This window comes from Pedobacter polaris (genome assembly GCF_005116505.1).
In the GTDB taxonomy this organism is placed as follows: domain Bacteria; phylum Bacteroidota; class Bacteroidia; order Sphingobacteriales; family Sphingobacteriaceae; genus Pedobacter; species Pedobacter polaris.
This window is the reverse complement of record NZ_SWBR01000006.1, coordinates 16,655-39,617: the sequence shown is the minus strand read 5'-3', so window position 1 is coordinate 39,617 and position 22,963 is coordinate 16,655. Positions and strand designations below refer to the sequence as shown.

At 34.3% G+C, this 22,963-nt stretch carries 20 protein-coding genes; 14 read left to right on the top strand and 6 right to left on the bottom strand.

What is annotated here, in order from left to right; all coding sequences use genetic code 11:
* Positions 1–13: 13 nt before the first annotated feature.
* From FA048_RS18835 to FA048_RS18820, 4 genes are all read left to right on the top strand, one after another.
* The gene (locus tag FA048_RS18835) at positions 14–1,471 is read left to right on the top strand and encodes a Gfo/Idh/MocA family oxidoreductase (protein ID WP_205943529.1); all 1,458 of its coding nucleotides are present in this window, start codon (positions 14–16) and stop codon (positions 1,469–1,471) included.
* A 19-nt stretch (positions 1,472–1,490) separates the two neighbouring features.
* On the top strand, positions 1,491–2,183 hold the full coding sequence (locus tag FA048_RS18830) for a 3-keto-disaccharide hydrolase (protein ID WP_136844059.1): 693 nt from the start codon (positions 1,491–1,493) through the stop codon (positions 2,181–2,183).
* A gap of 71 nt (positions 2,184–2,254) precedes the next feature.
* A complete protein-coding gene (locus FA048_RS18825) occupies positions 2,255–3,481 on the top strand; it encodes a nucleoside permease (RefSeq protein ID WP_136844057.1) in 1,227 nt (408 codons plus the stop codon).
* A gap of 18 nt (positions 3,482–3,499) precedes the next feature.
* Positions 3,500–4,375, top strand: coding sequence for a sugar phosphate isomerase/epimerase family protein (locus FA048_RS18820; protein WP_136844055.1), 876 nt, complete (start codon positions 3,500–3,502; stop codon positions 4,373–4,375).
* 143 nt (positions 4,376–4,518) lie between these two features.
* Here FA048_RS18820 and FA048_RS18815 read toward each other — a convergent pair whose 3' ends face one another.
* Complete coding sequence (locus FA048_RS18815; RefSeq protein WP_136844054.1) at positions 4,519–4,881, bottom strand: YtxH domain-containing protein; 363 nt, start codon at positions 4,879–4,881, stop codon at positions 4,519–4,521.
* Between the two features lie 55 nt (positions 4,882–4,936).
* Positions 4,937–6,736 (bottom strand): lamin tail domain-containing protein, encoded by a 1,800-nt coding sequence (locus FA048_RS18810; RefSeq protein ID WP_136844052.1) that lies wholly within the window; start codon positions 6,734–6,736, stop codon positions 4,937–4,939.
* 48 nt (positions 6,737–6,784) lie between these two features.
* On the opposite strand from FA048_RS18810, the gene FA048_RS18805 reads away from it, so the two are divergent.
* The 10 genes from FA048_RS18805 to FA048_RS18760 all read left to right on the top strand — a co-directional run bounded on the left by FA048_RS18805 (position 6,785) and on the right by FA048_RS18760 (position 19,783).
* Entirely contained in the window at positions 6,785–7,777 is a 993-nt protein-coding gene (locus tag FA048_RS18805) for an aspartate-semialdehyde dehydrogenase (protein ID WP_136844050.1), read from the top strand.
* 112 nt (positions 7,778–7,889) lie between these two features.
* Positions 7,890–9,299, top strand: a complete 1,410-nt coding sequence (gene dacB / locus FA048_RS18800) for a D-alanyl-D-alanine carboxypeptidase/D-alanyl-D-alanine endopeptidase (RefSeq protein WP_136844048.1) — start codon at positions 7,890–7,892, stop codon at positions 9,297–9,299.
* A 91-nt stretch (positions 9,300–9,390) separates the two neighbouring features.
* Entirely contained in the window at positions 9,391–9,900 is a 510-nt protein-coding gene (locus tag FA048_RS18795) for a GNAT family N-acetyltransferase (RefSeq protein WP_136844046.1), read from the top strand.
* Between the two features lie 4 nt (positions 9,901–9,904).
* The gene (locus tag FA048_RS18790; RefSeq protein WP_136844044.1) at positions 9,905–10,366 is read left to right on the top strand and encodes a hypothetical protein; all 462 of its coding nucleotides are present in this window, start codon (positions 9,905–9,907) and stop codon (positions 10,364–10,366) included.
* Positions 10,367–10,466: 100 nt separating this feature from the next.
* Positions 10,467–12,425, top strand: coding sequence for a beta-N-acetylhexosaminidase (locus tag FA048_RS18785; protein ID WP_136844042.1), 1,959 nt, complete (start codon positions 10,467–10,469; stop codon positions 12,423–12,425).
* Positions 12,426–12,591: 166 nt separating this feature from the next.
* Positions 12,592–14,109 carry a glycosyltransferase family 39 protein gene (locus FA048_RS18780; RefSeq protein WP_136844040.1) on the top strand — a complete coding sequence of 506 codons (1,518 nt, stop codon included), beginning with the start codon at positions 12,592–12,594 and terminating at the stop codon, positions 14,107–14,109.
* 147 nt (positions 14,110–14,256) lie between these two features.
* On the top strand, positions 14,257–14,700 hold the full coding sequence (locus FA048_RS18775) for a DoxX family protein (RefSeq protein ID WP_136844038.1): 444 nt from the start codon (positions 14,257–14,259) through the stop codon (positions 14,698–14,700).
* A 151-nt stretch (positions 14,701–14,851) separates the two neighbouring features.
* On the top strand, positions 14,852–16,555 hold the full coding sequence (locus FA048_RS18770; RefSeq protein ID WP_136844036.1) for a M28 family peptidase: 1,704 nt from the start codon (positions 14,852–14,854) through the stop codon (positions 16,553–16,555).
* Between the two features lie 224 nt (positions 16,556–16,779).
* Positions 16,780–19,185: a TonB-dependent receptor gene (locus FA048_RS18765; RefSeq protein ID WP_136844034.1), complete on the top strand. Its 2,406-nt coding sequence runs from the start codon at positions 16,780–16,782 to the stop codon at positions 19,183–19,185.
* A 199-nt stretch (positions 19,186–19,384) separates the two neighbouring features.
* Positions 19,385–19,783 (top strand): acyl-CoA thioesterase, encoded by a 399-nt coding sequence (locus FA048_RS18760; protein ID WP_136844032.1) that lies wholly within the window; start codon positions 19,385–19,387, stop codon positions 19,781–19,783.
* A gap of 25 nt (positions 19,784–19,808) precedes the next feature.
* On the opposite strand, the gene FA048_RS18755 is transcribed toward FA048_RS18760, so the two are convergent.
* From FA048_RS18755 to FA048_RS18740, 4 genes are read right to left on the bottom strand one after another with little or no spacing between them, the layout of a single operon-like run.
* The gene (locus FA048_RS18755; protein ID WP_136844029.1) at positions 19,809–20,306 is read right to left on the bottom strand and encodes a shikimate kinase; all 498 of its coding nucleotides are present in this window, start codon (positions 20,304–20,306) and stop codon (positions 19,809–19,811) included.
* Positions 20,303–20,746 (bottom strand): DinB family protein, encoded by a 444-nt coding sequence (locus FA048_RS18750; RefSeq protein ID WP_169306908.1) that lies wholly within the window; start codon positions 20,744–20,746, stop codon positions 20,303–20,305. Before FA048_RS18750 ends, FA048_RS18755 begins: the two co-directional genes overlap by 4 nt.
* Before the next feature lies 1 nt (position 20,747).
* On the bottom strand, positions 20,748–21,803 hold the full coding sequence (locus FA048_RS18745; RefSeq protein ID WP_136844025.1) for an ABC transporter permease: 1,056 nt from the start codon (positions 21,801–21,803) through the stop codon (positions 20,748–20,750).
* A complete protein-coding gene (locus FA048_RS18740) occupies positions 21,803–22,954 on the bottom strand; it encodes a BT_3928 family protein (RefSeq protein WP_136844023.1) in 1,152 nt (383 codons plus the stop codon). The genes FA048_RS18745 and FA048_RS18740 overlap by 1 nt, the downstream gene beginning before the upstream one ends.
* Positions 22,955–22,963: the final 9 nt, after the last annotated feature.

Here is a 22,963-nt window from a genome sequence, read left to right as displayed (position 1 = left end):
AAACATTAATCAAATGGAAAAACTAAAAAAAGAAATGACCGATAACAGCAGACGTAACTTTCTTAAAACGAGTGCAATCGCAGCAGCAGCATTTACAATTGTACCTCGTCATGTTTTAGGTGGTCAGGGATATTTGGCTCCTAGTGATAGGTTAATCATTGCTAGTGTTGGTGTAGGTGGAAAAGGAAAAAGCGATGTTGCTATGTTTGCAAAAAGCGGAAAAGCTGATATTGGTTTCCTTTGTGATGTAGATACACGTAGAGCTGCCGATAGTGTAAAAGCTTTCCCGAAAGCAAAATTCTATAAAGATTGGCGTGAGATGTATGAAAAAGAACATAAAAACTTTGATGCTGTTTCAGTCTCTACGCCAGATCATAACCATGCTATACAAGCCTTAGCCGCAATGCAATTAGGTAAACATGTTTATGTTCAAAAACCATTAACCCACGACATTTATGAAGCTCGTGCTTTAACTGCAGCTGCTGCCCAATATAAGGTTGTTACTCAGATGGGTAACCAAGGCGCATCAAATGATGGTCCACGACAAATGAAAGAATGGTACGATGCAGGTTTAATTGGAGATGTGCATACTGTTTATGCATTTACTGATAGACCTGTTTGGCCACAAGGTATTCCATGGTCTGCAAATAAAGCAGATATCCCTAAAGAATTAGATTGGGATTTATGGTTAGGAACCGCTCCTTACAAAGACTATGTAGATAAGTTAGTACCATTTAACTGGCGTGGATGGTGGGATTACGGAACCGGGGCATTAGGTGATATGGGTTGCCATTTACTAGAAGCACCATTTAGCGTTTTAAATCTTAAATATGCAAGTGAAGTAGAAGCCAGCGTTGGTTCTGTTTATGTTGATGAATTTAAACGTGGGTATTTCCCAGACAGTTGTCCTCCTTCTAGCCACGTAACTTTAAAATTCCCTAAAACTAATAAAACCAAAGGTGATGTTACAGTTCACTGGATGGATGGTGGTATACAACCAGAAAGACCTGTAGAACTTGGTGCCAATGAAGTTTTTGGCGATGGTGGAAATGGCACTTTGTTTATTGGTACAAAAGGTAAAATGATGGCAAGTACTTATAGTGCTAATCCTCGTTTATTGCCTTTATCAAAAAATGCAGATATCAAAGTGAAAGAAAAATTTGCCCGTGTTAAAGACCAAGCAAATGGACATTATGCCCAATGGGTAGAAGCTTCAATTGCTGGTTATGGCAAACAAGAATTAAGTTCTCCATTTGAAATTGCTGGACCTTTAACTGAGGCTTTATTAATGGCGAACTTAGCTATTCGCGGTGCTGATATTCAACGTAAAGATGCTAACGGAAAAATTACTTATCCAGGTAGATACACTAAATTGCTTTGGGATAATAACCAAATGAAAGTAACGAACTTCGATGATGTAAATCAATTTGTAAAAAGAGAGTACCGTAAAGGTTGGACTTTAGGTGCTTAATATTAATTTAAAAGGAAACATGAAACAATACATATTTGCAGTAATAGCAATAGTAGCAATGGGCTGTGGCTCTGTTGCTCAGACTAAAAAGAAGGGCTTTGTAAAATTATTTGACGGCAAAACCACAACAGGTTGGCACACCTATAACAAAACTGGTGTTGGCTCTGCCTGGGAAGTTGTAGATGGAGCAATTCACATGAATCCTGCAAAAAAGGGTAAAGATGGTGGTGGCGATTTAGTTACCGATAAGGAATATGCAAATTACCATTTAAAATTAGAATGGAAAGTTGCTCCAAACGCTAATAGCGGTATTATCTTTAATGTTTTCGAAAGCCCAAAATATAGCCAGACTTACTTAACTGGTCCAGAAATGCAAGTAATTGACAATGATGGCCATAAAGATGGTAAAATAACCAAACACAGAGCTGGTGATTTATACGACATGGTAAAAAGCACAAGCGAGCCGGTTAAACCTGTTGGCGAATGGAACAAAGCAGAAATTATTAGCGACAACGGTAAATTAACTTTAATACTAAATGGCGTAGAGGTGGTTAAAACTACTATGTGGGATGACAATTGGAAAGCACTGATTGCTGGAAGTAAATTTGCCAAATGGGAAGGTTTTGGAACCTACAAAAGTGGAAAGATTGGTTTACAAGACCATGGAGATGAAGTTTGGTATAGAAATATCATGATTAAAGAATTAAAATAATAAAAATGAATGGTTGATGGTAAATAACTATCAACCATTCTTATATTTATCAACCCTAACCAAATAAACAAATGAACCCAACTATCCGCGTCAAATTGTCTTTAATGATGTTCCTAGAATTTTTTATCTGGGGTGCATGGTTTGTAACACTCGGAACATTCTTAAGCAAAAATTTAAGTGCAACAGGCCCAGAAACTGGAGCTGTTTTTTCTACCCAATCTTGGGGTGCCATTATTGCTCCTTTTATTATTGGTCTTATTGCAGATCGTTATTTTAATGCCGAAAAAATTCTTGGTGTATTACATATCCTTGGCGCCATTTTAATGTATCAAATGTATAACGCTGCTGATATGTCTGTTTTTTACCCATATGTTTTAAGTTATATGATATTATATATGCCAACTTTAGCCTTGGTAAATTCAGTATCATTTAACCAAATGAAGGATCCCGAGAAAGAATTTTCGAGCATTAGAATTTGGGGAACATTAGGTTGGATAGCTGCTGGCTTATTAATAAGTTTTGCTTTTCACTGGGATTCTCAAGATGGTGTGAAAGATGGATTGTTAAGAAACACATTTTTGATGGCAAGTATTGCTTCAATAGTACTTGGTTTATTTAGTTTCTTATTACCTAAAACACCTCCAAAAGGTGCAGGTGAAAAAATAACTATTTCTGATATTTTAGGGTTGGATGCATTGAAATTATTAAAAGACAAAAACTTCTTAATCTTCTTTATTTCGTCAATCTTAATTTGTATCCCATTAGCTTTTTACTATCAAAATGCTAATAATTTCCTTACAAATGTAGGTATGGATAATCCAACTGGTAAGATGACAATTGGACAAGCATCAGAAGTATTATTTTTATTAGCGCTACCTATCTTCTTTAAGAAATTCGGCTTTAAGAAAACTATTTTAGTGGGTATGCTTGCATGGGCTATTCGTTATGTATTATTTGCTTATGGCAACGCTGGTGAGTTTAGCTTCATGTTAATTACAGGTATTGCATTACATGGGATTTGTTATGATTTCTTCTTTGTTTCTGGACAAATTTACACCAACTCTAAAGCTGGTGATAAATTTAAAAGTGCTGCTCAAGGTTTAATTACATTAGCTACTTATGGAATTGGAATGTTAATAGGTTTTATGGTAGCTGGTCAAATTACAGAGATGTATAAAGTTAATGGTGCTGAAGACTGGAAAATGATTTGGATTATTCCAGCTGGCATCGCATTTGTAGTCTTTTTAATATTCGCATTGCTATTTAACGATAAAACTGAAGCTCAAACCGATATTTAATATTTAAGACTACACAACATGAACTCTAGAAGAACCTTTATTAAACAAACAGGCTTATTAGCAGCTGCTGTTACTGTTACGCCATCATTTGCCTGCACTCTAATTGCCAAACATGCTATTGGCTTGCAACTTTACAGTTTAAGAGACATTATTAAAAATGATATTAAAGGTATTATTTCTAAAGTTGCTGCTATAGGATATAAAGAAGTAGAAACCTACGGTTATTCAGCTAAAGATGGCTTTTGGGGATTAGATGCAAAAGCATTTGATAGTTTACTAAAAGAATATGGAATGAAGGCTCCAAGTGGTCATTATGACCTGGAAGATTTTATGTCTGGTAAAAGTAGCGATGGTTTAAAATCATACATTGAAGCTGCAAATGTTATTGGCAGTGAATACATTACTGTACCATACCTAGGAGGCTCAATAAGAAAAACTGCTGATGATTTTAAGAGGTTATCTGATAAACTTAATGAAGGGGCTAAAATTTGTAATGCGGCTGGTTTAAAATTTGCATATCATAACCACGACTTCGAATTTACCAAGTTTGGAAACACAACTGGTTATGAAATCATGTTGAATAATACAGATAAGAAACTAGTAGATTTTGAATTGGATTTATATTGGGCAGTGCGATCTGCTGCTGATCCTTTAACATTATTCAATGCTCATCCTGGTCGCTTCAAAATGTTCCATGTGAAAGATATTGACAAAACCAACAAAGCTGTAAATACAGAGATTGGACAAGGGATGGTTGATTTTAAATCAATATTTAAAGGTGCTAAACAAGCTGGTGTAAAACATTATTTTGTAGAGCATGAGTTTAATTATAAACCTGATGAATTGGGCTCTGTTAAAACAAGTTTCGAATACGTTAACAATCAATTGTTATAGTTTAGCTTCTTAAGAGTACTAATTAGTTAAAGCTTTAGTGCTATTGCATATAAAATCCGACTAATCACATTGTAATATCAAATATGATTAGTCGGATAATTTATTTCATCGCGAAAATATTTCCTGAATTCTAAATAGAATTTTTAGCTAGTTGCTTCTTCATTATGCTGTCCTTCTACATGGCTATCATGAATGATGTCTTTAATGTCTGATTTACGCCTTTTTGTTGTGGTATGGGTAAAATGAGGCACTTCAGGAGCTACAGCATCCTCTTCTTCCATATCATGACCTGTTAGTTTATTTTTTAATGCCGTGTATTTATCTTTGGCATTATTTCCTAATCCTTTTGCTTTGTCACTTATTAACCTTCTTGTATCCTCTCCACTTTCAGGAGCAAACAAAATACTTAATATGGCCCCTGCCGCTAAACCAGCAACCAATGCAACAGCTACATAACCGCTGTTAGACCTTCTAGTAAGACTCGATAATAATTTTCTGTATTTCATGGCTAAATCTTTTTTTAAAAACAACAAGTGTATTATGGAATTGTTTTTCAAAATTTTAATTCAGTTTTGCTGCCAATACACAAGTCTCCTTAAAGCTTTCCATTTTGCCATTCAAAGCAAAAGCATCAAACTTTACAATATAAATGCCTACCCTGCTCTTTTTACCAGCATCTGTTAAGCCATCCCAACTAAAATTTCCAGCAGTTGCTATAGAAGTATTTCTTTCCAACTTGCGAACTAGAACTCCTCTATCAGTATAAATATTTACTGTAGCAAAATTGCCATTGTTAACGAAACTATAATCAATTTGCAATAAATCTTCAAAGCCATCTCCATCAGGAGAAAAAGTTTTATGAGCTAAGCTGACTTTACTTTTTAAAAGGTTGATATCTTCTTCTTGCGAGTTTTTAAAAGTCGGTGTAGCAAAACCAGTAGCTTGTGCTGCAGATTTGAAATTACCATAGGCATTTGCCTCCCTCGTAAAGGAAACTCTTTCTAATGAAACCCCATCACCATCTTGTAAGAGTGCAATATGCATTCCTTCATTATAATCAAATTGCTCTAATAATCCATTAGTACCTAATAAAACAACTGAGCCTTTATCGTTATTAAAGGTGGGTAAGCTGCTCATTTGTATAAATTGATCTAGAAATTTTGTATTATATTGCTGTTTAACAACTGTTGGGCTTGTTGTTAATACCCAATATGTTTTTGCTGGCATATAAACTGAAGTTGAACTTACGTTTTTAATATTAGCTGGACTTCCTGTTGCATCAATATTGGCCAATTGCAATTCTTTCAAATCTAAAATCTGATTGGTATTGTTATAAATTTCTATAAAGTCCACTCCTCCGGTTTTTGGATTAGACAAAACTTCACTAATTAAAACATCCCCTTTTTTAAGTATATATGGTTTTACATAAAAGAATGAAGCTGTATTAGCTGTTCCAATCTGATTTCCCTTTAAATCTTTAACATTAGTAACCGTTAATTTATATCCACCAGAGGGTAAAGGAGATGCGAAAGTTAGCTTATAAACATTCGCATTAGAGGTCGCAGTAACAGCTATTGGCGTACCTAAACTAGTAGAATAATTACTTGCCATCAAGGCTGATGCCGGTTGCAATCGTTCAGAAAAAACTGCTTCCACATTAAACTCATCTAATACTTTTGCACTTACTAAGGCTGGTGGTGTAACATCTGGTATCAATTCAGCAATAGAAAAATCATCAAAAATAAATCCCGAAGAACGAGTGGCTGTGTAATCGCACCTTACACCAAACCAATCCGTATTAGTATGTGTTAAATCTGTAACAGTTCCTTCTAAAAAATAATTAGTACCACCAGTTATATCAGTTGCCAACTCCCATTTACCTACATCACTTCTAGTTACGCTAATTTTAGCCAAGAGTATGTTAACATTAGCCCTAGTTTTTGCAGCACCATCTATGATTTTTGTGACAATTGTACCAGTTTGTTTATATAAATCGTAGCTATCTGCGCTTCCGCTCTCTCCTATTTGAACAAAATATCCATTTAATGGACCATTTAAATCCTGATGATCAGAAATTAAATAAATTCTTGCTTGGTTACTTGAAGATGGGTCAAAGTTCATTTGCACAAAAAACTCCCACTTAGTATTGACTGCTAAAAAACTGGATGTTGACAAGCTAACTATTTGAGCAATAGAACTTAGCGAACTCTGTAATTGTTTAGAAGTGTTGACATTATAGAGTGAGGTTTGACCAACCCAAGTTGGATTTGATGTAAGATTTCCATCACTAAAATCATCAGAAACTTGTGCGAATGTAAGTTTAACACTCAGCAGCATTAAAAAAAGTAAACTTTTTCTCATATTTGGTAGATATTAAGAATTAACTAAATATAATAAAAAAAGAGAGAAATGAAAGTTGCAGTAGTAGGTGCCACAGGTTTAGTAGGCACTGTAATGTTAAAAGTATTGGAGGAAAGAAATTTCCCATTAACCGAATTAATTCCAGTTGCTTCAGAAAAGAGCGTTGGTAAGTTAATTACGTTTAAGGGTAAACAGTATCCAATCGTTAGCATGGATACTGCGATTGGAATGCGCCCAGATATTGCTTTGTTTTCTGCAGGTGGAAGTACCTCATTAGAACATGCACCTCGTTTTAAAGAAGCTGGCACTACAGTTATTGATAATTCTTCTGCATGGAGAATGGATCCAGCTATTAGGTTAGTAGTTCCAGAAGTGAATGCAAATACTTTATCAATAGATGATAAAATTATTGCTAATCCAAATTGTTCTACCATTCAAATGGTGGTTGCATTAAAACCATTGCATGATAAATATAAAATCAAACGTGTAGTTGTTTCTACGTATCAATCGGTAACCGGAACAGGTGTTAAAGCGGTTGAGCAAATGATGAATGAACGTAAAGGCATTTATGATGGTGAAATGGCTTATCCATATCAAATTGATTTAAATGTTATCCCTCAAATTGATGTATTTACAGATAATGGATATACAAAAGAGGAAATGAAAATGATTAACGAAACTCGTAAAATTATGGGCGACGACAATATTCGTTTAACAGCTACTACGGTTCGTATTCCAGTAATGGGTGGGCACTCAGAATCAGTAAACATTGAGTTTGAAAATGAATTCGATTTAGCTGATGTAACTTCTTTGTTAGAAAAAACTGAGGGAATTATCGTTGTAGATGATACCGCAAATTTAAAATATCCAATGCCAAAAGATGCACATGAAAAAGATGAAGTATTTGTAGGTCGTATCCGTAGAGATGAATCGATGCCAAATACATTAAACATGTGGATAGTAGCTGATAATTTACGTAAAGGTGCTGCTACAAATGCTGTTCAAATTGCTGAGTATTTGGTAAGAAAAGAGCTGGTTTAGATAGTTAAACGTTGTAAATTATACGTTTTAAGTTTATATAAATTTTAAAAAGTGATGTATCTTATGCATCACTTTTTTAATATCAATCGTTTTTAATAGACAAATTATTCTAATGAAAATATTTAAGATTCAACTACTGTTATTATTTTTTACATGTCAATGTTTTGCTCAATTTCCAGTCGCTAAACTAGAGCAGGCTTACCAAAATTTAATAAATGATGAACAGGCAAAGTATGCCATTACTTCACTCTGTGTACTTGATGCAAAAACTGGAAAAGTGATTTTTGCTAAAAATGAAAATATTGGGCTAGCAACCGCTTCAACATTAAAAATAATTACATCTGCTACTGCTTTCAGCATTTTAGGAAAAGATTTTAAATATCAAACAACATTAGCATATAGTGGAAAAATTACTGCTGATGGAACTTTACTTGGTGATTTAATCATTATTGGTAGTGGAGACCCAACGCTTGGATCATGGCGTTATGAGCAAACCAAAGAAAATGTAATATTAACAGGTTGGGTAAACGCAATAAAAACTGCTGGAATTAAAAAGATTGAAGGTGCAATAATTGGAGATGATCGTTTATTTGGCACTCAATCTATGCCAGAAGGCTGGATTTGGCAAGACATGGGGAATTACTATGGAGCTGGAACCTCAGCATTGGCTTGGAGGGAAAACCAATTTGACATCCAATTAAAACCTGGAGGAAGCACAGGTGCAGAAGCTAGTGTACAAAAAGTTGTTCCGGCAATGCCCTATTTAAAAGTTATTAATGAACTTAAAACTGGCTCAACAGGTTCAGGAGATAATGCTTATGGTTTTCTACCTCCTTATAGTGAAATAGCTTATTTACGGGGCACTTGGGGTATGGGAATTAGCAAAGCCGGAATTTCTTTGGCACTACCAGATCCTGCATATGATGCAGCTTATCGCTTACGAGATACTTTATCGAGATTAGCTATTTCTGCTAGTAAAGAGGCTACAACTGCTAGGAGGCTACACTTAGAAGGCAAAGTTTTACCGGCCATAACACAAAAACTTGCAACAATTAGTTCGCCAGATTTGAGCGAAATCGTTTATTGGTTCAATAAAAAAAGCGTTAATCTTTATGGGGAGCAACTGCTAAAAACAATTGCTTGGAAATTAGACAAAACCCCTAGCACCAGAAATGGAGCATCAGCGATAATTAACTTCTGGGCTGCTAAAGGAATTGATAAAAATGCATTGAATATTTTAGATGGAAGTGGGCTTTCTCCAGGAACAAGGGTAACCACTTCAGCAATGGCCTCTATTTTATTCCAAGCTCAAAAAGAAGATTGGTTTGCTGCTTATTACAATTCATTTCCAGAAAATAATGGTATGAAATTAAAAAGTGGCAGTATAAACGATGTTTCTGCTTATGCTGGATATTATACTGACAACAAAGGGAACAAATACATTGCTGTAATTAACATCAACAATTACAATGGTTCTGGAATTAGCAAAAAGTTGTTTAAAGTTTTGGATGCATTGAAATAATTATTTGTCATTCAGAGCTAAGCAAAGAATCTATTAAGTATATTCAACTTATCAGATTCCTCTAAAGTCGGAATGATAAAGTTTAAAATCAATGCAATTCGAGCTTCGTCCTTTTCAAACTACAGATTTAATGAGCTTGGTAAAACATGCCAACAATTATAATATTGCAAAAAATCTAAGTAATAAATTCCCATTTCCTTATACACAAGATGATGGTATTAGGTTTATCAATTTTGCGCAATCCTCAACACCCAATCAAATTTTTGCAATTGTAGTTAATGGTGAGGTTGCTGGTTCAATCGGTATACATCCACAATTAGACTTTTATTGTAAAAATGCGGAAATGGGTTACTGGATTTCTGAAGAATATTGGGGTCGGGGTATTGTTCCTGAAGCAATAAAATTGATGGTAAATTACGGCTTTAAAACATTTGACATCACAAGAATTTTTGCCAGAACTTTTGATACCAACATTAAATCTCAACGAGTTTTAGAAAAAACAGGATTTACTTTAGAAGCACAGCTAAAGGAAACATTCTATAAAAACGGAACTGTATATGATGAAGTAATTTATGCGATAAGGAAACAAGCAAATCTTTAAAATCATGAAGAATATCAATCTAATTATTAAAGCTGGCTTAATTGCTGGAACTTTAGATATCATTGCAGCTTTCTTGAATTTTTATCTAAAAACAGGTAAAAATGTAACGATTGTCTTAAAATATATCGCCAGCGCTGTATTTGGTAAAACTGCAATGACTGGAGGCACAGACATGATTTTATTTGGTTTATTAATGCATTTTCTGGTTGCATTAATTTTTACAATATTGTTTTCGCTCATCTATTCCAAACTTTGGAAATGGTTTCAAAACACAATTCTTATTGCAATTTTATATGGTGTTTTTGTTTGGTCAATCATGAATTTAATTATTGTTCCAAATTCAAAAGCCTCACAAATTCCATTTTCATGGTCGGCTGGATTAATTAATTGTTTAATTTTAATTAGCTGTATCGGCTTACCTCTTTCCTATTTGTTCCATAAACATGCGAGATCTGTTAAAGATTAAGTTCCTATTTCAATTGTTACTATAAATCCATTGTACCCCAATTCTTAATGTCTTAAATAATTGATAAATTGCGATTTAATTTTACTAATTTTTCTACCCGATGAAATTTATCTTCCGAATTATACCACTTTTACTTTTATCTGTTAATGTTTCAGCACAATCTTTAGATGGAAGTACTGAAATTTTTGCAAACAATGAGCCCATAGCAAATAGTGAAATTTCAATTATTCCAGAACCTGTTAGCTTAATTAAACAAGCTGGACATTTTGTATTACCAAATAACATTACCATTCAGGTCAGCAAATTGCCAGAGTTAAAACAAACGGTAGCATTTTTAAAAGAACGTTTATCTATACCGACTGGATATTATGTAAGTTCAGTTAATCCTCCTTCAGCCAATGCCACTATTAAATTAATTATAAACGACTCTGAGGATGCAACTTTAGGAAGTGAAGGTTATCATTTAACTGTTGGGTTAAAGCAAGTGATCATTAGAGCTAACAAACCTGCAGGTTTATTTTATGGCGTACAAACATTGATACAACTGCTACCAAAAGAAATAGAAAGTAAAGAAGTAGTTAAAAATATAAGATGGACTGCTCCATGTGTAGAAGTAAAAGACTTTCCACGTTTAGGATGGCGAGGGCTAATGTTTGATGTTGCAAGGCACTTTTTTACTAAACAAGAAGTAAAACAATATATTGATGCAATGGTGCGCTATAAGTATAACATTTTGCACCTACATTTAGCCGATGATGAAGGCTGGAGAATTGAAATTAAAGGTTTGCCAAAGCTAACAGAAGTTGGTGCTTGGAATGTTAAAAGAGTAGGTACTTTTGGAGATTTTATACCACCAAAACCTGAAGAACCTCGTAATTATGGTGGTTTTTATACGCAAGAAGATATTAAGGAATTGGTAGCTTATGCTAAAGATCGGTTTGTAGATATCATGCCTGAAATAGATGTCCCTGGTCATAGTTTGGCAGCAATCGCATCATATCCAGAGCTTTCATGCACACCAGAAGCTGTAAATTATAAAGTACGCAGCGGCGAAAAAATTATGGACTGGAGCCGCGGTGCCCCTCCACTTGGTTTAATAGACAATACGCTTTGCCCAGCTAATGAAAAAGTTTATGTTTTCTTAGATACTGTATTTACTCAAATTGCAAAACTGTTTCCTTTCCAATACATCCATGTTGGGGGTGATGAAGTTGCTCGCAATTTTTGGGAAAAGAATGACCAAATAAAAGATTTAATGAAGCGTGAGGGTTTAAAAACTATCCCTGATGTGCAAGCTTATTTTGAAAAAAGAGTAGAGCAAATTATTGTAGCTAAGGGTAAAAAGTTTATGGCTTGGGATGAGGTTTTAGAAGGTGGTGTTTCTCAAAGTGCAGCAGTAATGAGTTGGAGAGATATGAAATACGGTAAAGAGGCTGCCTTGGCTGGTCATGAAGTAGTAATGACACCAACACAATATGCTTATATAGATTACATGCAGGCTGATGCCATTACAGAACCGAAAGTATATGCTTCTTTAAGACTAAGTAAATCTTATGAGTTTGATCCAATACCACAAGGTGTAAACCCAGCTTTAATTAAAGGGGGGCAAGCTAACTTATGGACAGAGCAAGTTTACAATATCCGTCAGGCAGAGTATATGACTTGGCCCCGTGGTTTTGCTATTGCAGAATCTGTTTGGAGTCCAAAAGAGAAAAAAAATTGGACAAACTTTTTTGCCCGTACAGAACAACATTTTAAGCGTTTAGATATAGCTGAAACTAAATATGCACCAAGCGTGTATGACCCAATATTTACAGTTAAAAGAAGTGCAGACAGAAATCTTTCTATTAATTTAAGCACAGAAGTAGAAGGTTTAGATATTTATTATAGCTTCGATAATTCGTTCCCAGACCGTTTCTATCCAAAGTATACTACTCCCCTAGTGCCTCCTATTGATGCCAAAGTGCTAAAAGTAATTACATATAGAGGTAAAGATCCAGTTGGACGAATGATGAACATGCCTATTGAAGAACTAGAGAAAAGAGCTGGTAAGAGATAATATAAATGCCAATACTAAAGTTTTGGTGCAATGCGTGGTAACCTATTAACCCTGTATCTTTCTATTATTTTAGCTGGCTTCTTGTGGGCAATTAAGTTCTGGGTTGATATTTATACATTAACCATGTTGAAAAAAGCAAAAAGAGTTTATTAGAAACCTTACAGTAATGAAGAAAGAAACTATTTTACTTGTATTGTTTATTCTAGCTAAAATTGTATTGCAATATTTAGTGGTTAACCCAGTTTATGAATTGCATCGGGATGAATTTTTACATTTAGATCAGGCCAAACATTTGGCTTGGGGTTTTCATTCAGTACCACCATTAACTTCATGGATTTCTTGGCTAATTTTACAACTTGGCAACTCCACTTTTTGGATTAAATTCTTTCCTGCACTTTTTGGCTCATTAACAATTTTGGTGGTCTGGAAAACAATTGAAGCATTAAAGGGAAGTTTATTTGCCTGTATATTAGCTTCCACTGCATTACTTTTTTCGGTTTTGCTAAGGATAAATATTTTATACCAACCTAATTCTTTAGATATTTTATGTTGGACTTTAATCTACTACACATTCATTCATTTTATCCAAACAGGTAATTCTAAATGGTTATATTTTTTAGCAGTCAGCTTTGCTATTGGATTTTTAAATAAATACAATATTGTATTCTGCTTATTAGGTTTGCTACCTGCAATAGTGCTCACCAAACACAGAAAATTATTTTTAAAGCCTGAGTTCTACTTCAGTATAATTTTGGCCCTGGCCTTAATCAGTCCAAATATTATCTGGCAAATTGAAAATGATTTTCCAGTGCTTAAGCACATGAAAGAATTAGCAGAAACCCAGTTAGTTCATGTAAATAGAATGGATTTTATAAAAGAGCAAATCTTCTTCTTTATAGGCTCTATTTTTATTATTATAATCTCATTTATTTCATTTTTCAGCTATACTCCCTTCAAACCTTATCGTTTATTTTTTTGGACCTACATTTTTACAATCCTAATTTTTATCTTTTTTAAAGCAAAAGCATATTATGCAATTGGCCTCTATCCTATTTTCTTTGCTTTTGGTTCAGTTTATTTAAGCATTCTATTACAACATGGTTGGAAGTATTATATCCGATATGTAGCAATAGTTATTATATTATTATTTGCATATCCATTGATAGAAACTGCCTTACCTGTATACACACCAGCTAAATATGCCAATGATGCGAAGGAGCATAAGCCATTTAGCGAACATACTTGGGAAGACGGTAAAAAACATTTTATATCTCAGGATTTTGCAGATATGATTGCTTGGAAAGAATTAGCGCTAAAAGTTGATTCTATTTATGCTGGCATAAGCGATAAGAAGACTGTTTTCATCCTTTGCGATAATTATGGGCAGGCAGGTGCCATTAACTATTATTCGAAAACCAAAGGTTTAATAGCCAATTCATTTAGTGCAGATTATGTGGGCTGGGTAGATTTAGACAAAGAAATTAAAACAGTGATTAGAATTAAGGAGATCGATAACACTGATTATACTAGAGATAAATCCTTATTTGGAAGTATAGTTCAGGTCGCAGAAATTGAGAATAAGTTTGCCAGGGAAAAAGGTACAAAAGTTATCATTTTAAGTTATCCTAAAATAGATTTGGCCAAACTTTTAAGGAAAGAAAGAGCTGCTGGAAATTTAGATTAGACGGCTTAATTATTCCATAAATCCTTAAATCAGAAAACCATTACAAGACAAATTATTGTTATTCATTTTTAGCGATAGCGGATTGTTTTTTATTTGCAGATCTCAATAATTTTTGTAACTTCATATAGCTTAAAAAGGAGGTTTATCATGAACGTTATCCAAAAAGTTGAGCACTGGGGCGATGCCCATCACGCAAAATGGTTAGATGTAGTACGCATCGTATTAGGCTTAATAATTTTTAGTAAGGGTATTGCACTCATCAGCGATACTGGTCAGCAACAAGAACTTTTGTTAAAGAATAGTGTTTTCGGCTTTTCAGAAATGATAGCAAGTTTAGCTATTCATATTATTGCTTTTGCACATTTGGTGGGCGGCATTTTAATTACCATTGGTTTAGTCACAAGATTTGCTGTGGTTATTCAAATTCCAATTTTAGTGTGTGCAATCTTATTTGTAAATATCTCTAACGGATTTTCTGCGCTAAATTCAGAATTGTGGTTATCGTTAATTGTACTTTGTCTATTGGTTCTGTTCTGGGTAATTGGTTCTGGGCCATTTTCTGTTGATCATCAGATTAGAAGAAGGCATTAAGAGTTCATTGGCATTGATTATATGTGATGTATGCATGCCGTTAAATTACAGGTAACAAACCGGTAGATTTGGCAGGAAATTGTTACAGTGTTAGCCTTTATGATGAGTAATTTTAAAGATAAACTTATTACTTTCGCCTTTAAATTACACCATGAAAAAAATTATTCTTTTTGCGCTAACATTAATCACAACAACTGTTTTTTCGCAAAGTCAAACAGACACCTATTTTAAATTAACTAGAGCGAACTTCAATCAAGACAATGCATATGCAACAACAGCATTTGTAGAAAAATATTTTCGTGTTCCGGGAAATACAGGCTTCAATGCGAGCATCCACTATGTTGAAAATATCTTGAAAAAGGCTGGTTTTGTTGAGCAAAAAAATGATGAATTCGAATCGCCTTTAACCTACCGCATTGAAAAACGACCAATGAAAAGAAACACTTGGGAACCCGTAGATGCGAGTGTAACCATTGTTGGCGAGAAAATGCCCTTAATAGCTTATCAAACAAACAGAAATATGATCCCGATTAACTGCCCTTCAACACCAACTGAAGGCATTACGGCTGAGGTAATTTTTGTAGGCAGAGGAACTGCGAAAGAGTTAGAAGGTAAAGATTTAAAAGGTAAAATTTTGTTTGCAGATGCTTCTACTGGTCGATTGATTGCTACTGCAGCAAAAGCTGGCGCTATTGGTGTAATGGGATACGCCATGCCAAAATATAACCAACCCGAAAAATACCAAACCTCAATTTCTTTTGGTAGTATGCCAGCTGATGCAGGCATTTGGTCTTTGCTTTTATCATATGGTGTTAAAGAAAAACTTAAAGCGGCCTGTCTTACAGGGAAAGTAGAATTAAAAGTAAATATCCAAACCAAAATTTACCAATCAGAAGAGCTAACGATAGTTGCTAATGTAAAAGGAAATATAAAGCCCAATGAACGCTTTGTTTATAGTGCTCACGTACAGGAACCTGGTGCCAATGACAACGCCACAGGTGTAGGCACATTAGCAGAAATGGCAAGAGTTACTGCTAGTTTAGTAAAAACTGGAAAGCTGAAGCCACAACGTACTTTAACTTTTTTATGGGGTGATGAAATTGTTTCTACAAGAAGATACATTATTGAAGACACTACTCGTTCAAAAGGCATCCTATGGGGAATGAGTTTAGATATGGTTGGCGAAGACACCCAAAAAACGGGAGGGTCTTTTTTAATTGAAAAAATGCCAGATCCATCTGCAATTTGGACACGTGGTACAGATAAACATAGCGAATGGGGTGCTGGAGATGTAAAAGAAAAAGACCTTTTCCCTCATTATTACAACGATTTCATATTTGACATCTGCAAAGCACAGGGCAAATTTGCTAATTGGACAGTAAATTTTAACCCTTTTGAAGGGGGAAGTGACCATACACCATTCTTGCAGAATAAAATCCCTGGTTTATTGATGTGGCATTTTACAGATGTATTTTATCACACGGATAACGATAGGATTGATAAGGTTTCTGCTACAACGATGAAAAATGTAGGCATTAGTGCATTAACTGCAGCCTATACACTAGTTACAGCGAATGAAATTACGGCATCTGCTACTGTTACTCAAGTTAAAAATGATGCCTTAATTCGCCTAAAAACTGAATTTGAATTGAGCAAAAAGGCAATTGCTGATGGTAAATCTGTAGCTGATGAAAAACACATTGTAGAGGTTTGGGGCAAATATTATAGAGATGCTTTGGCAACTATTGGAACTATGGCAGTAAAACCTGAAACCACTAAAGTTGGCTCTGCAATTAAAGTTGCTACACTCGAAATTGAAAAACAAACACAGACTTATTTAACTGAACTTAAATAAGTTATATACTCTATTTATTAATCAGTCCTCAATTCTTCCAATTAGAGAGTATCAAATCCATTTGCATTTTTCTTAGCACTAGCTAATGATCTGTCGAAAAGATCGAGCTATATAGCTACGTACTCCATACACTATTATTTAAAATAATTCTAAATAGAACTTGCATCATTCGAACACAAATGATACATTTGCCGCAAATTAGAATTAATCTAAATAAATATACTATGAAAAAAACCTACACTCTACTACTAATTTTCACAATTCTACTAATAACTGGATTTCAAAGTTTCGCTCAACTAACCTCTATGGTAGCAAAAGGAACCATCACTGGTAAAGTAACCACAAATGATGGCCAGCCTGCTGCTGCTGTAAGTGTTCAAATTTTGGAAACCAATAAAAGAACCATTACAAACGCAAATGGTGTTTATACTTTTAATGGTTTAAAAAGCGGTGATTATACTGTTAAAACCTCTTACGTTGGGTTAAAAGTTCAGTCACAGAAAGTATCAGTTGTAGAGGGTCAGATTGTTACGCTTAATTTTACACTTTCAGAAAATGCAGACCAATTGGATGAAATTGTTATTTCTACCTACAAATCATCAAATACAAAAACAACAAATACAGGGAAGATTGCAATTCCAGCAAGAGATCTTCCTCAATCAGTACAGGTAATAGGGAGTCAGGTTATTACAGACCAACAAGCTAATCGATTAGGTGATGTACTTAAAAACGTGAATGGGGTTGCCCTTGGAGCGAATAGAGGTTCTGTTGGTGAGAATTTTTATGCAAGAGGCTATAGTTTAGGCGCAAATAATGTTTTCAAAAATGGGGCTCGTACTACAATTGGTGGTATTCCAGAAGCGAGTACACTAGAATCTGTTGAGGTACTTAAGGGTAGTGCAGCGTTATTATATGGTGGTGTTTCTGGCGGAGCAGTAGTAAACATGGTGACAAAAAAACCAAAATTTGAATATGGTGGCGAGGTTTCTATGCGTGTTGGAAGTTATGATCTTTATAAACCTATAGTTGATCTATATGGTCCAATTTCAAAAAAACTTGCCTTCAGGGTAATTTCTACTTATGAAAGTGCCGGCAGCTACCGCGACAATGTAAAGTCGAAAAGATTATATATCAATCCTTCATTACTTTATAAAATTAATGACAAAACCGAGGTGATTTTACAAGGTGATTACCTAAAAAGTGATTTCACTCCTGATTTTGGAATAGGTACTGTAGCAAATGCAATTTCACCATTGAGCAGAAATATGTTCATAAACACAGACTTTGCATATAACAATACGCACACTGCTACAGCACAATTAAATGTGAACCATAAATTTAATGAGGATTGGAAATTAAATGTGATTGCATCTTTGCAATCATATAAAAGAGATTATTTTTCTACTGAAAGACCTTTTGCTGATGCAGCAGGGCTTTGGAAACGTGCACTTACACGTTCTAATATTGAAGAGTTTACCTATAACCAACAAATCAATTTAAATGGATCATTTAAAACTGCTTTTATTCAACATTCCTTATTAGTGGGAGCTGATGCAGATCAATCAAGAATCATAACTGCTGGTTTTTCTAATCCGAACACACTTGGTCCAGCTTCTAGTAGATATTATGATTCAGTAAACTTACTTGAGCTTTCTGGCTTAAACCAAGCCACTAACTTCAATATGCCTGCAACAACAAGAATAGCTAACACCCAAGCTTCTGTTTTTAGAATGGGTGGATTTGTTCAGGATTTAATGGTAATAACTGATCAATTTAAAGTGTTAGCAGGAGTAAGATGGTCATTCCAAAAAACACCAACAACTACTATCGATAGTTTAGCAAATGGCACTAGGACTAAAGGAAAGGTTGCAGATAAGATTGACAAAGCCTTTTCTCCTAAGGTTGGCCTAATCTACCAACCTTTAAAAACTACTTCTATCTATGTCAGCTATTCAAACAACTTTACTTCGAATGCAGGAACAGATATAGCTACAGATGCACCCATGGATCCATCCATTATTGACCAATATGAAGCCGGAGTAAAAAATGACTTTCTAGATGGAAAGCTTTCTGCCAACGTTACTTATTATAAAATTAAGAACGATAAATTTGCCCAGACCGCTTTAGCTGATGCTACCAAAAGAGAGTTTTCTGGTAGTACAGAAAGTGATGGTTTAGAAATTGATCTTTCTGGTACAATTGTAAAAGGATTAAATTTTATAGCAGGTTACAGTTATAATTACATGCGTTATACTTCAACACTAGCTACTACAGGGATTGTGGAAGGTGAACGTTTAGTGGGTACTACCAAAAACACGGCTAATGGAACCTTGTTTTATACTTTTACACAAGGTAGGTTGAAAGGATTAAAACTAGGCACCTCTGCATTTTATGTTGGTGATCGTTTAGGTGGCAGAAATACTACTAAGAACAATTCATCATCTGGAATTATTTCATTAGATGGATTTACCACTATTGATTTCTCTGCAGGATACGCTTACAAAAAATTCACCATCCTGGCTAAGCTTTCTAACATTGGAAATGAGCTAAACTATTATGTACACGAAAACTATAGTGTAAATCCAATTCCTCCTCGTCAGTTTGCTGCAACCTTAGGTTATAAGTTCTAATATTGATAGGTAGATCGGATTGGGTTAAAACTATCCGATCTATCATTTATTAGTCATTTAAGAATTCAATAACAATTAAGTATATTCAAATTACTTAAAATATTCTCACTTCTTTTGATTCTTATTAAATTAGTGAAAACGCATACAACAAAAGGATCTTTGTGTTTGATAGGATGTAATTGATACTTAAAATAAGACTATGAATTTTCACACTCGTAAATGGATAAAACCAGAAGACCTAAATCCCAATGGAGGCTTATTTGGTGGTAGCTTGTTAAAATGGATTGATGAAGAAGCTGCCATTTATGCTATTGTACAATTAGAAAATCCAAAGGTTGTAACCAAATACATGTCTGAAATTAACTTTGTTAGTTCTGGCAAACTTGGTGACATTATTGAATTGGGAATCACGGCTACATCTTTTGGCACTACATCTATCACCATGTGTTGTGAAGTAAGAAATAAGATTACCAGAAAAAGTATTTTAACAATTGATAAAATTGTTTTTGTAAATATCAACGATTATGGTGAGCCAACACCACATGGCAAGACAAAAATCAAATACATTGAAGAACAATTTGAGCAAGAAAAGCAATAGTTAGTTTGACTGCTTATAATACGCCCTAGGCATTCAATTTTTCTTCCAAAATCTCTACATCTAAATCAAATGCGTTTACAATAATTTGAGCTTGGTTATAGTAAATATCTCGCTCTGTTAATTTCATTTCTATAAAAGCCAGCAATTGCTCATCATCCATGCCTTTAAGTAAAGGTCTCTTTTCTCTATTGTGAAGTCTAGACGCTAATTGTGGTGGTGTCATTTGCAAATAAATGGTTTTACCATGCGCATTCATCCATTCCATATTATCAAAAAAGCAAGGTAGTCCTCCACCTGTTGCAATTACACAGGTTTCTGGATAAGGAAATGTTTTTAAGGTTTGACTTTCCAATTCTCTAAAAGCGGTTTCACCATTTTCAGCAAAGTATTCGGCAATTGTTTTTCCTTCTTGCGCTACAATTTCGGCATCTAAATCTATTACCGGACAATTTAATCTATTTGCCAATTGTTTTGCTTTGGTACTCTTACCGCAGCCCATAAATCCAATTAGGAAGACTTTCATAACTGATGATCGCGTTTTAAAATGACATAATCTGTAACAGGTGGAGTAATCCCATCTAACTTAAACATGGTAGCTATTTGAGCTCTATGATAGGTAGAATGATTTACAACATGAAATAAAATATCCTTAGCTAAACTTTTATACTGATCACCAATTGAATTGGTATAAGTAATTTCCTTATCCAATGGGATAGTTGTAAATATCTGGGCTAGCAATTTGAAATTTTCAGCTGAAATCTGTTCGAATAATTCAACGCCATAAGTTTGCCAAACTTGATATTTTGGAGCTAAGCCTAAAATTCTATTTGCCCAAATATGTTGTGCATTTAAAACATGGCAAAATAATGCAATTGCTTTTGGAGAAACTTCTGGATGCTGTTTAAAAATTGAAATCAATTTTCCATCAGCAATTTTAGTATAGTTAATGCTTTCTTCTAACATATTAGGCCAATTTAACTCTTGGATCAACCCAAGCATATAGCAAATCAACCAATATATTTACCACCACAAATATGAAAGCAATAAATAAGATGGAGCCCATTACAACAGGAAAATCAGACATTTCTAAAGCTGTAACTGTTGTTCTACCTAATCCATTATATCCAAAAATATATTCTACAAAAAATGAACCTGCCAATAAAGATGCAAACCATCCTGATATTGCCGTAATTACCGGATTTAAAGCATTTTTTAAGGCATGTTTATAGATAATCGTATTGCGGCTTAAACCTTTTGCTCTTGCAGTACGAATATAATCTTGTGCAAGTACATCTAGCATCGCACTACGAGTTAATTGCACAATAATAGCCAATGGTCTCAATCCTAAAGTTATCATTGGTAACCAGAGGTTTCTCCAAGTAATAATTTCTCCTTTAAATGGATCGTAACTATATAAGCTCCCACTCATATTTAAGCCCGTATAATCTGCCAGTACAAATCCAAAAAGCCATGCAATGATAATACCAGCAAAAAATGAAGGTGCAGATATGCCCAAAATTGCAAATGTATTGGCTGCATTATCTATCCAAGTTCCTTGTCTTACCGCAGAAAGTACTCCTAAAAAAACGCCTATTATTGTAGCGAAAATCATTGCTGTTAATGCCAATACAAATGTATTCGGAACAGTTTCTGAAAGTATAGTGGTTACATCTCTTTTAGTTTGATAAGAACGTCTTAAGTAAGGGCTTTTAATAACAATAACATCACTTCCAACACTAATCAGTTTTTGATAATGGTATTTTTCTTGGTTTTCTTTATCATTGTCATGAATACTAATGGGCGACAAATCATTAATGTAAAGAAAAAACTGAACTGGCTTTGATTTGTCTAGACCAAACTCTTTTCGAACAGCTTCTAAAGATTGCACATCAGAACGTTGTCCCATAGTCATTCTGGCTGGATCACCAGGTAAGATATTAAAAAGCACAAAAACAACTAAAATAACTCCGGCCATTACAGCAAAGCCATACAGTAGTTTTCTTAGTGCGTAAATTCCCATTATTTGCTGAAATATTTTTCGGTCAATTCGTCAAACGAAGGCAAACTATGGTAATGCCATTTATTAATGACAACTCCATTTTTTAATAACAAAACACCAGGATTTGCTCTTACCATACTTTTTAAAGGAACCGCATCAGCATAAAAAATCTCTATAAATAGTTTCATTTTTTTACCAAACACAGTTGCATCTTGTGCAGAATTAGAAGTTAATAAAACCGTTCTGATGTTAAATTGCTCAGCAGCATTTAAAGCTAAAGCATTGGTTTCTGCTATGGCTTTTTCATTCGTATGATTTAAATCATAGGCAACTACAACCAAATTATAATAAGGATTTTCTACAATCTCTTTTGTATAGTCTGTTCCAGAAGCATCCGAAATCATTAAATCTTTAATCTTAACCTCAAATCCCTTTTTTATTAGTTTCTTCTCTGGCGTACCAACAACTTCCCAATTCTCATCTTTCCAAACCTCTAATTTCATGTAATCTTTATCGCTCATGAGCTTAGTTTCAGCAGTCTTCTTATTCTTTAACTCATACATGATCAAATATTCATCTTGAGCAGCACCGGGAGGAGTCTTCATTGATTCAGGAATACTAGAACCAACCTTATATGGTAAAAAATCTATAACTGGCAAGTAGTTGTAAGTGAAAATACCAAAAGCCAAAGCAATTAAAAAAACAGCTAATGATAAACCTCTTTGCAATTTTGCACTTGATGTAACGGGATTAATTTTAGCTCGGTGAATGAACAAATAGACAATCATAACTAGCAAAATCAAATCTTTGCTAAAAGATTGCCATGGCGTAAGTGGAATTGCATCGCCAAAACAGCCACAAGAAGTAACTACTTTAAAAGCAGCAGAAACAAATGTTAAAAACGTAAAGAAAATAATTAAAGCAAGCAAACCTTTAGTTACTTGATTTTTCCAGAAGCCAAATAACAATAAAGCTCCTAAAACTATCTCGAGCACACATAAAATGATAGCAATTCCAGTAGCCCAATTGTTTAGAAAACCAATATGAAAAACTTCAAAATATTCTTGCAGTTTATAACCAAAACCAAGCGGGTCGTTAGCTTTAATTAGGCCAGAGAAAATAAATAATATTCCAATAAACCATCTACAAAAATTCAAAGCTATCTTCTGCATATCAGTTGA

What these genes read in the sequence shown, in the direction of transcription:
- FA048_RS18835 (WP_205943529.1), top strand. Translation starts at nt 14, where the DNA reads ATGGAAAAACTAAAAAAAGAAATGACCGATAACAGCAGACGTAACTTT.
- FA048_RS18830 (WP_136844059.1), top strand. Translation starts at nt 1,491, where the DNA reads ATGAAACAATACATATTTGCAGTAATAGCAATAGTAGCAATGGGCTGT.
- FA048_RS18825 (WP_136844057.1), top strand. Translation starts at nt 2,255, where the DNA reads ATGAACCCAACTATCCGCGTCAAATTGTCTTTAATGATGTTCCTAGAA.
- FA048_RS18820 (WP_136844055.1), top strand. Translation starts at nt 3,500, where the DNA reads ATGAACTCTAGAAGAACCTTTATTAAACAAACAGGCTTATTAGCAGCT.
- FA048_RS18815 (WP_136844054.1), bottom strand. Translation starts at nt 4,881, where the DNA reads ATGAAATACAGAAAATTATTATCGAGTCTTACTAGAAGGTCTAACAGC.
- FA048_RS18810 (WP_136844052.1), bottom strand. Translation starts at nt 6,736, where the DNA reads ATGAGAAAAAGTTTACTTTTTTTAATGCTGCTGAGTGTTAAACTTACA.
- FA048_RS18805 (WP_136844050.1), top strand. Translation starts at nt 6,785, where the DNA reads ATGAAAGTTGCAGTAGTAGGTGCCACAGGTTTAGTAGGCACTGTAATG.
- dacB (WP_136844048.1), top strand. Translation starts at nt 7,890, where the DNA reads ATGAAAATATTTAAGATTCAACTACTGTTATTATTTTTTACATGTCAA.
- FA048_RS18795 (WP_136844046.1), top strand. Translation starts at nt 9,391, where the DNA reads ATGCAATTCGAGCTTCGTCCTTTTCAAACTACAGATTTAATGAGCTTG.
- FA048_RS18790 (WP_136844044.1), top strand. Translation starts at nt 9,905, where the DNA reads ATGAAGAATATCAATCTAATTATTAAAGCTGGCTTAATTGCTGGAACT.
- FA048_RS18785 (WP_136844042.1), top strand. Translation starts at nt 10,467, where the DNA reads ATGAAATTTATCTTCCGAATTATACCACTTTTACTTTTATCTGTTAAT.
- FA048_RS18780 (WP_136844040.1), top strand. Translation starts at nt 12,592, where the DNA reads ATGAAGAAAGAAACTATTTTACTTGTATTGTTTATTCTAGCTAAAATT.
- FA048_RS18775 (WP_136844038.1), top strand. Translation starts at nt 14,257, where the DNA reads ATGAACGTTATCCAAAAAGTTGAGCACTGGGGCGATGCCCATCACGCA.
- FA048_RS18770 (WP_136844036.1), top strand. Translation starts at nt 14,852, where the DNA reads ATGAAAAAAATTATTCTTTTTGCGCTAACATTAATCACAACAACTGTT.
- FA048_RS18765 (WP_136844034.1), top strand. Translation starts at nt 16,780, where the DNA reads ATGAAAAAAACCTACACTCTACTACTAATTTTCACAATTCTACTAATA.
- FA048_RS18760 (WP_136844032.1), top strand. Translation starts at nt 19,385, where the DNA reads ATGAATTTTCACACTCGTAAATGGATAAAACCAGAAGACCTAAATCCC.
- FA048_RS18755 (WP_136844029.1), bottom strand. Translation starts at nt 20,306, where the DNA reads ATGAAAGTCTTCCTAATTGGATTTATGGGCTGCGGTAAGAGTACCAAA.
- FA048_RS18750 (WP_169306908.1), bottom strand. Translation starts at nt 20,746, where the DNA reads ATGTTAGAAGAAAGCATTAACTATACTAAAATTGCTGATGGAAAATTG.
- FA048_RS18745 (WP_136844025.1), bottom strand. Translation starts at nt 21,803, where the DNA reads ATGGGAATTTACGCACTAAGAAAACTACTGTATGGCTTTGCTGTAATG.
- FA048_RS18740 (WP_136844023.1), bottom strand. Translation starts at nt 22,954, where the DNA reads ATGCAGAAGATAGCTTTGAATTTTTGTAGATGGTTTATTGGAATATTA.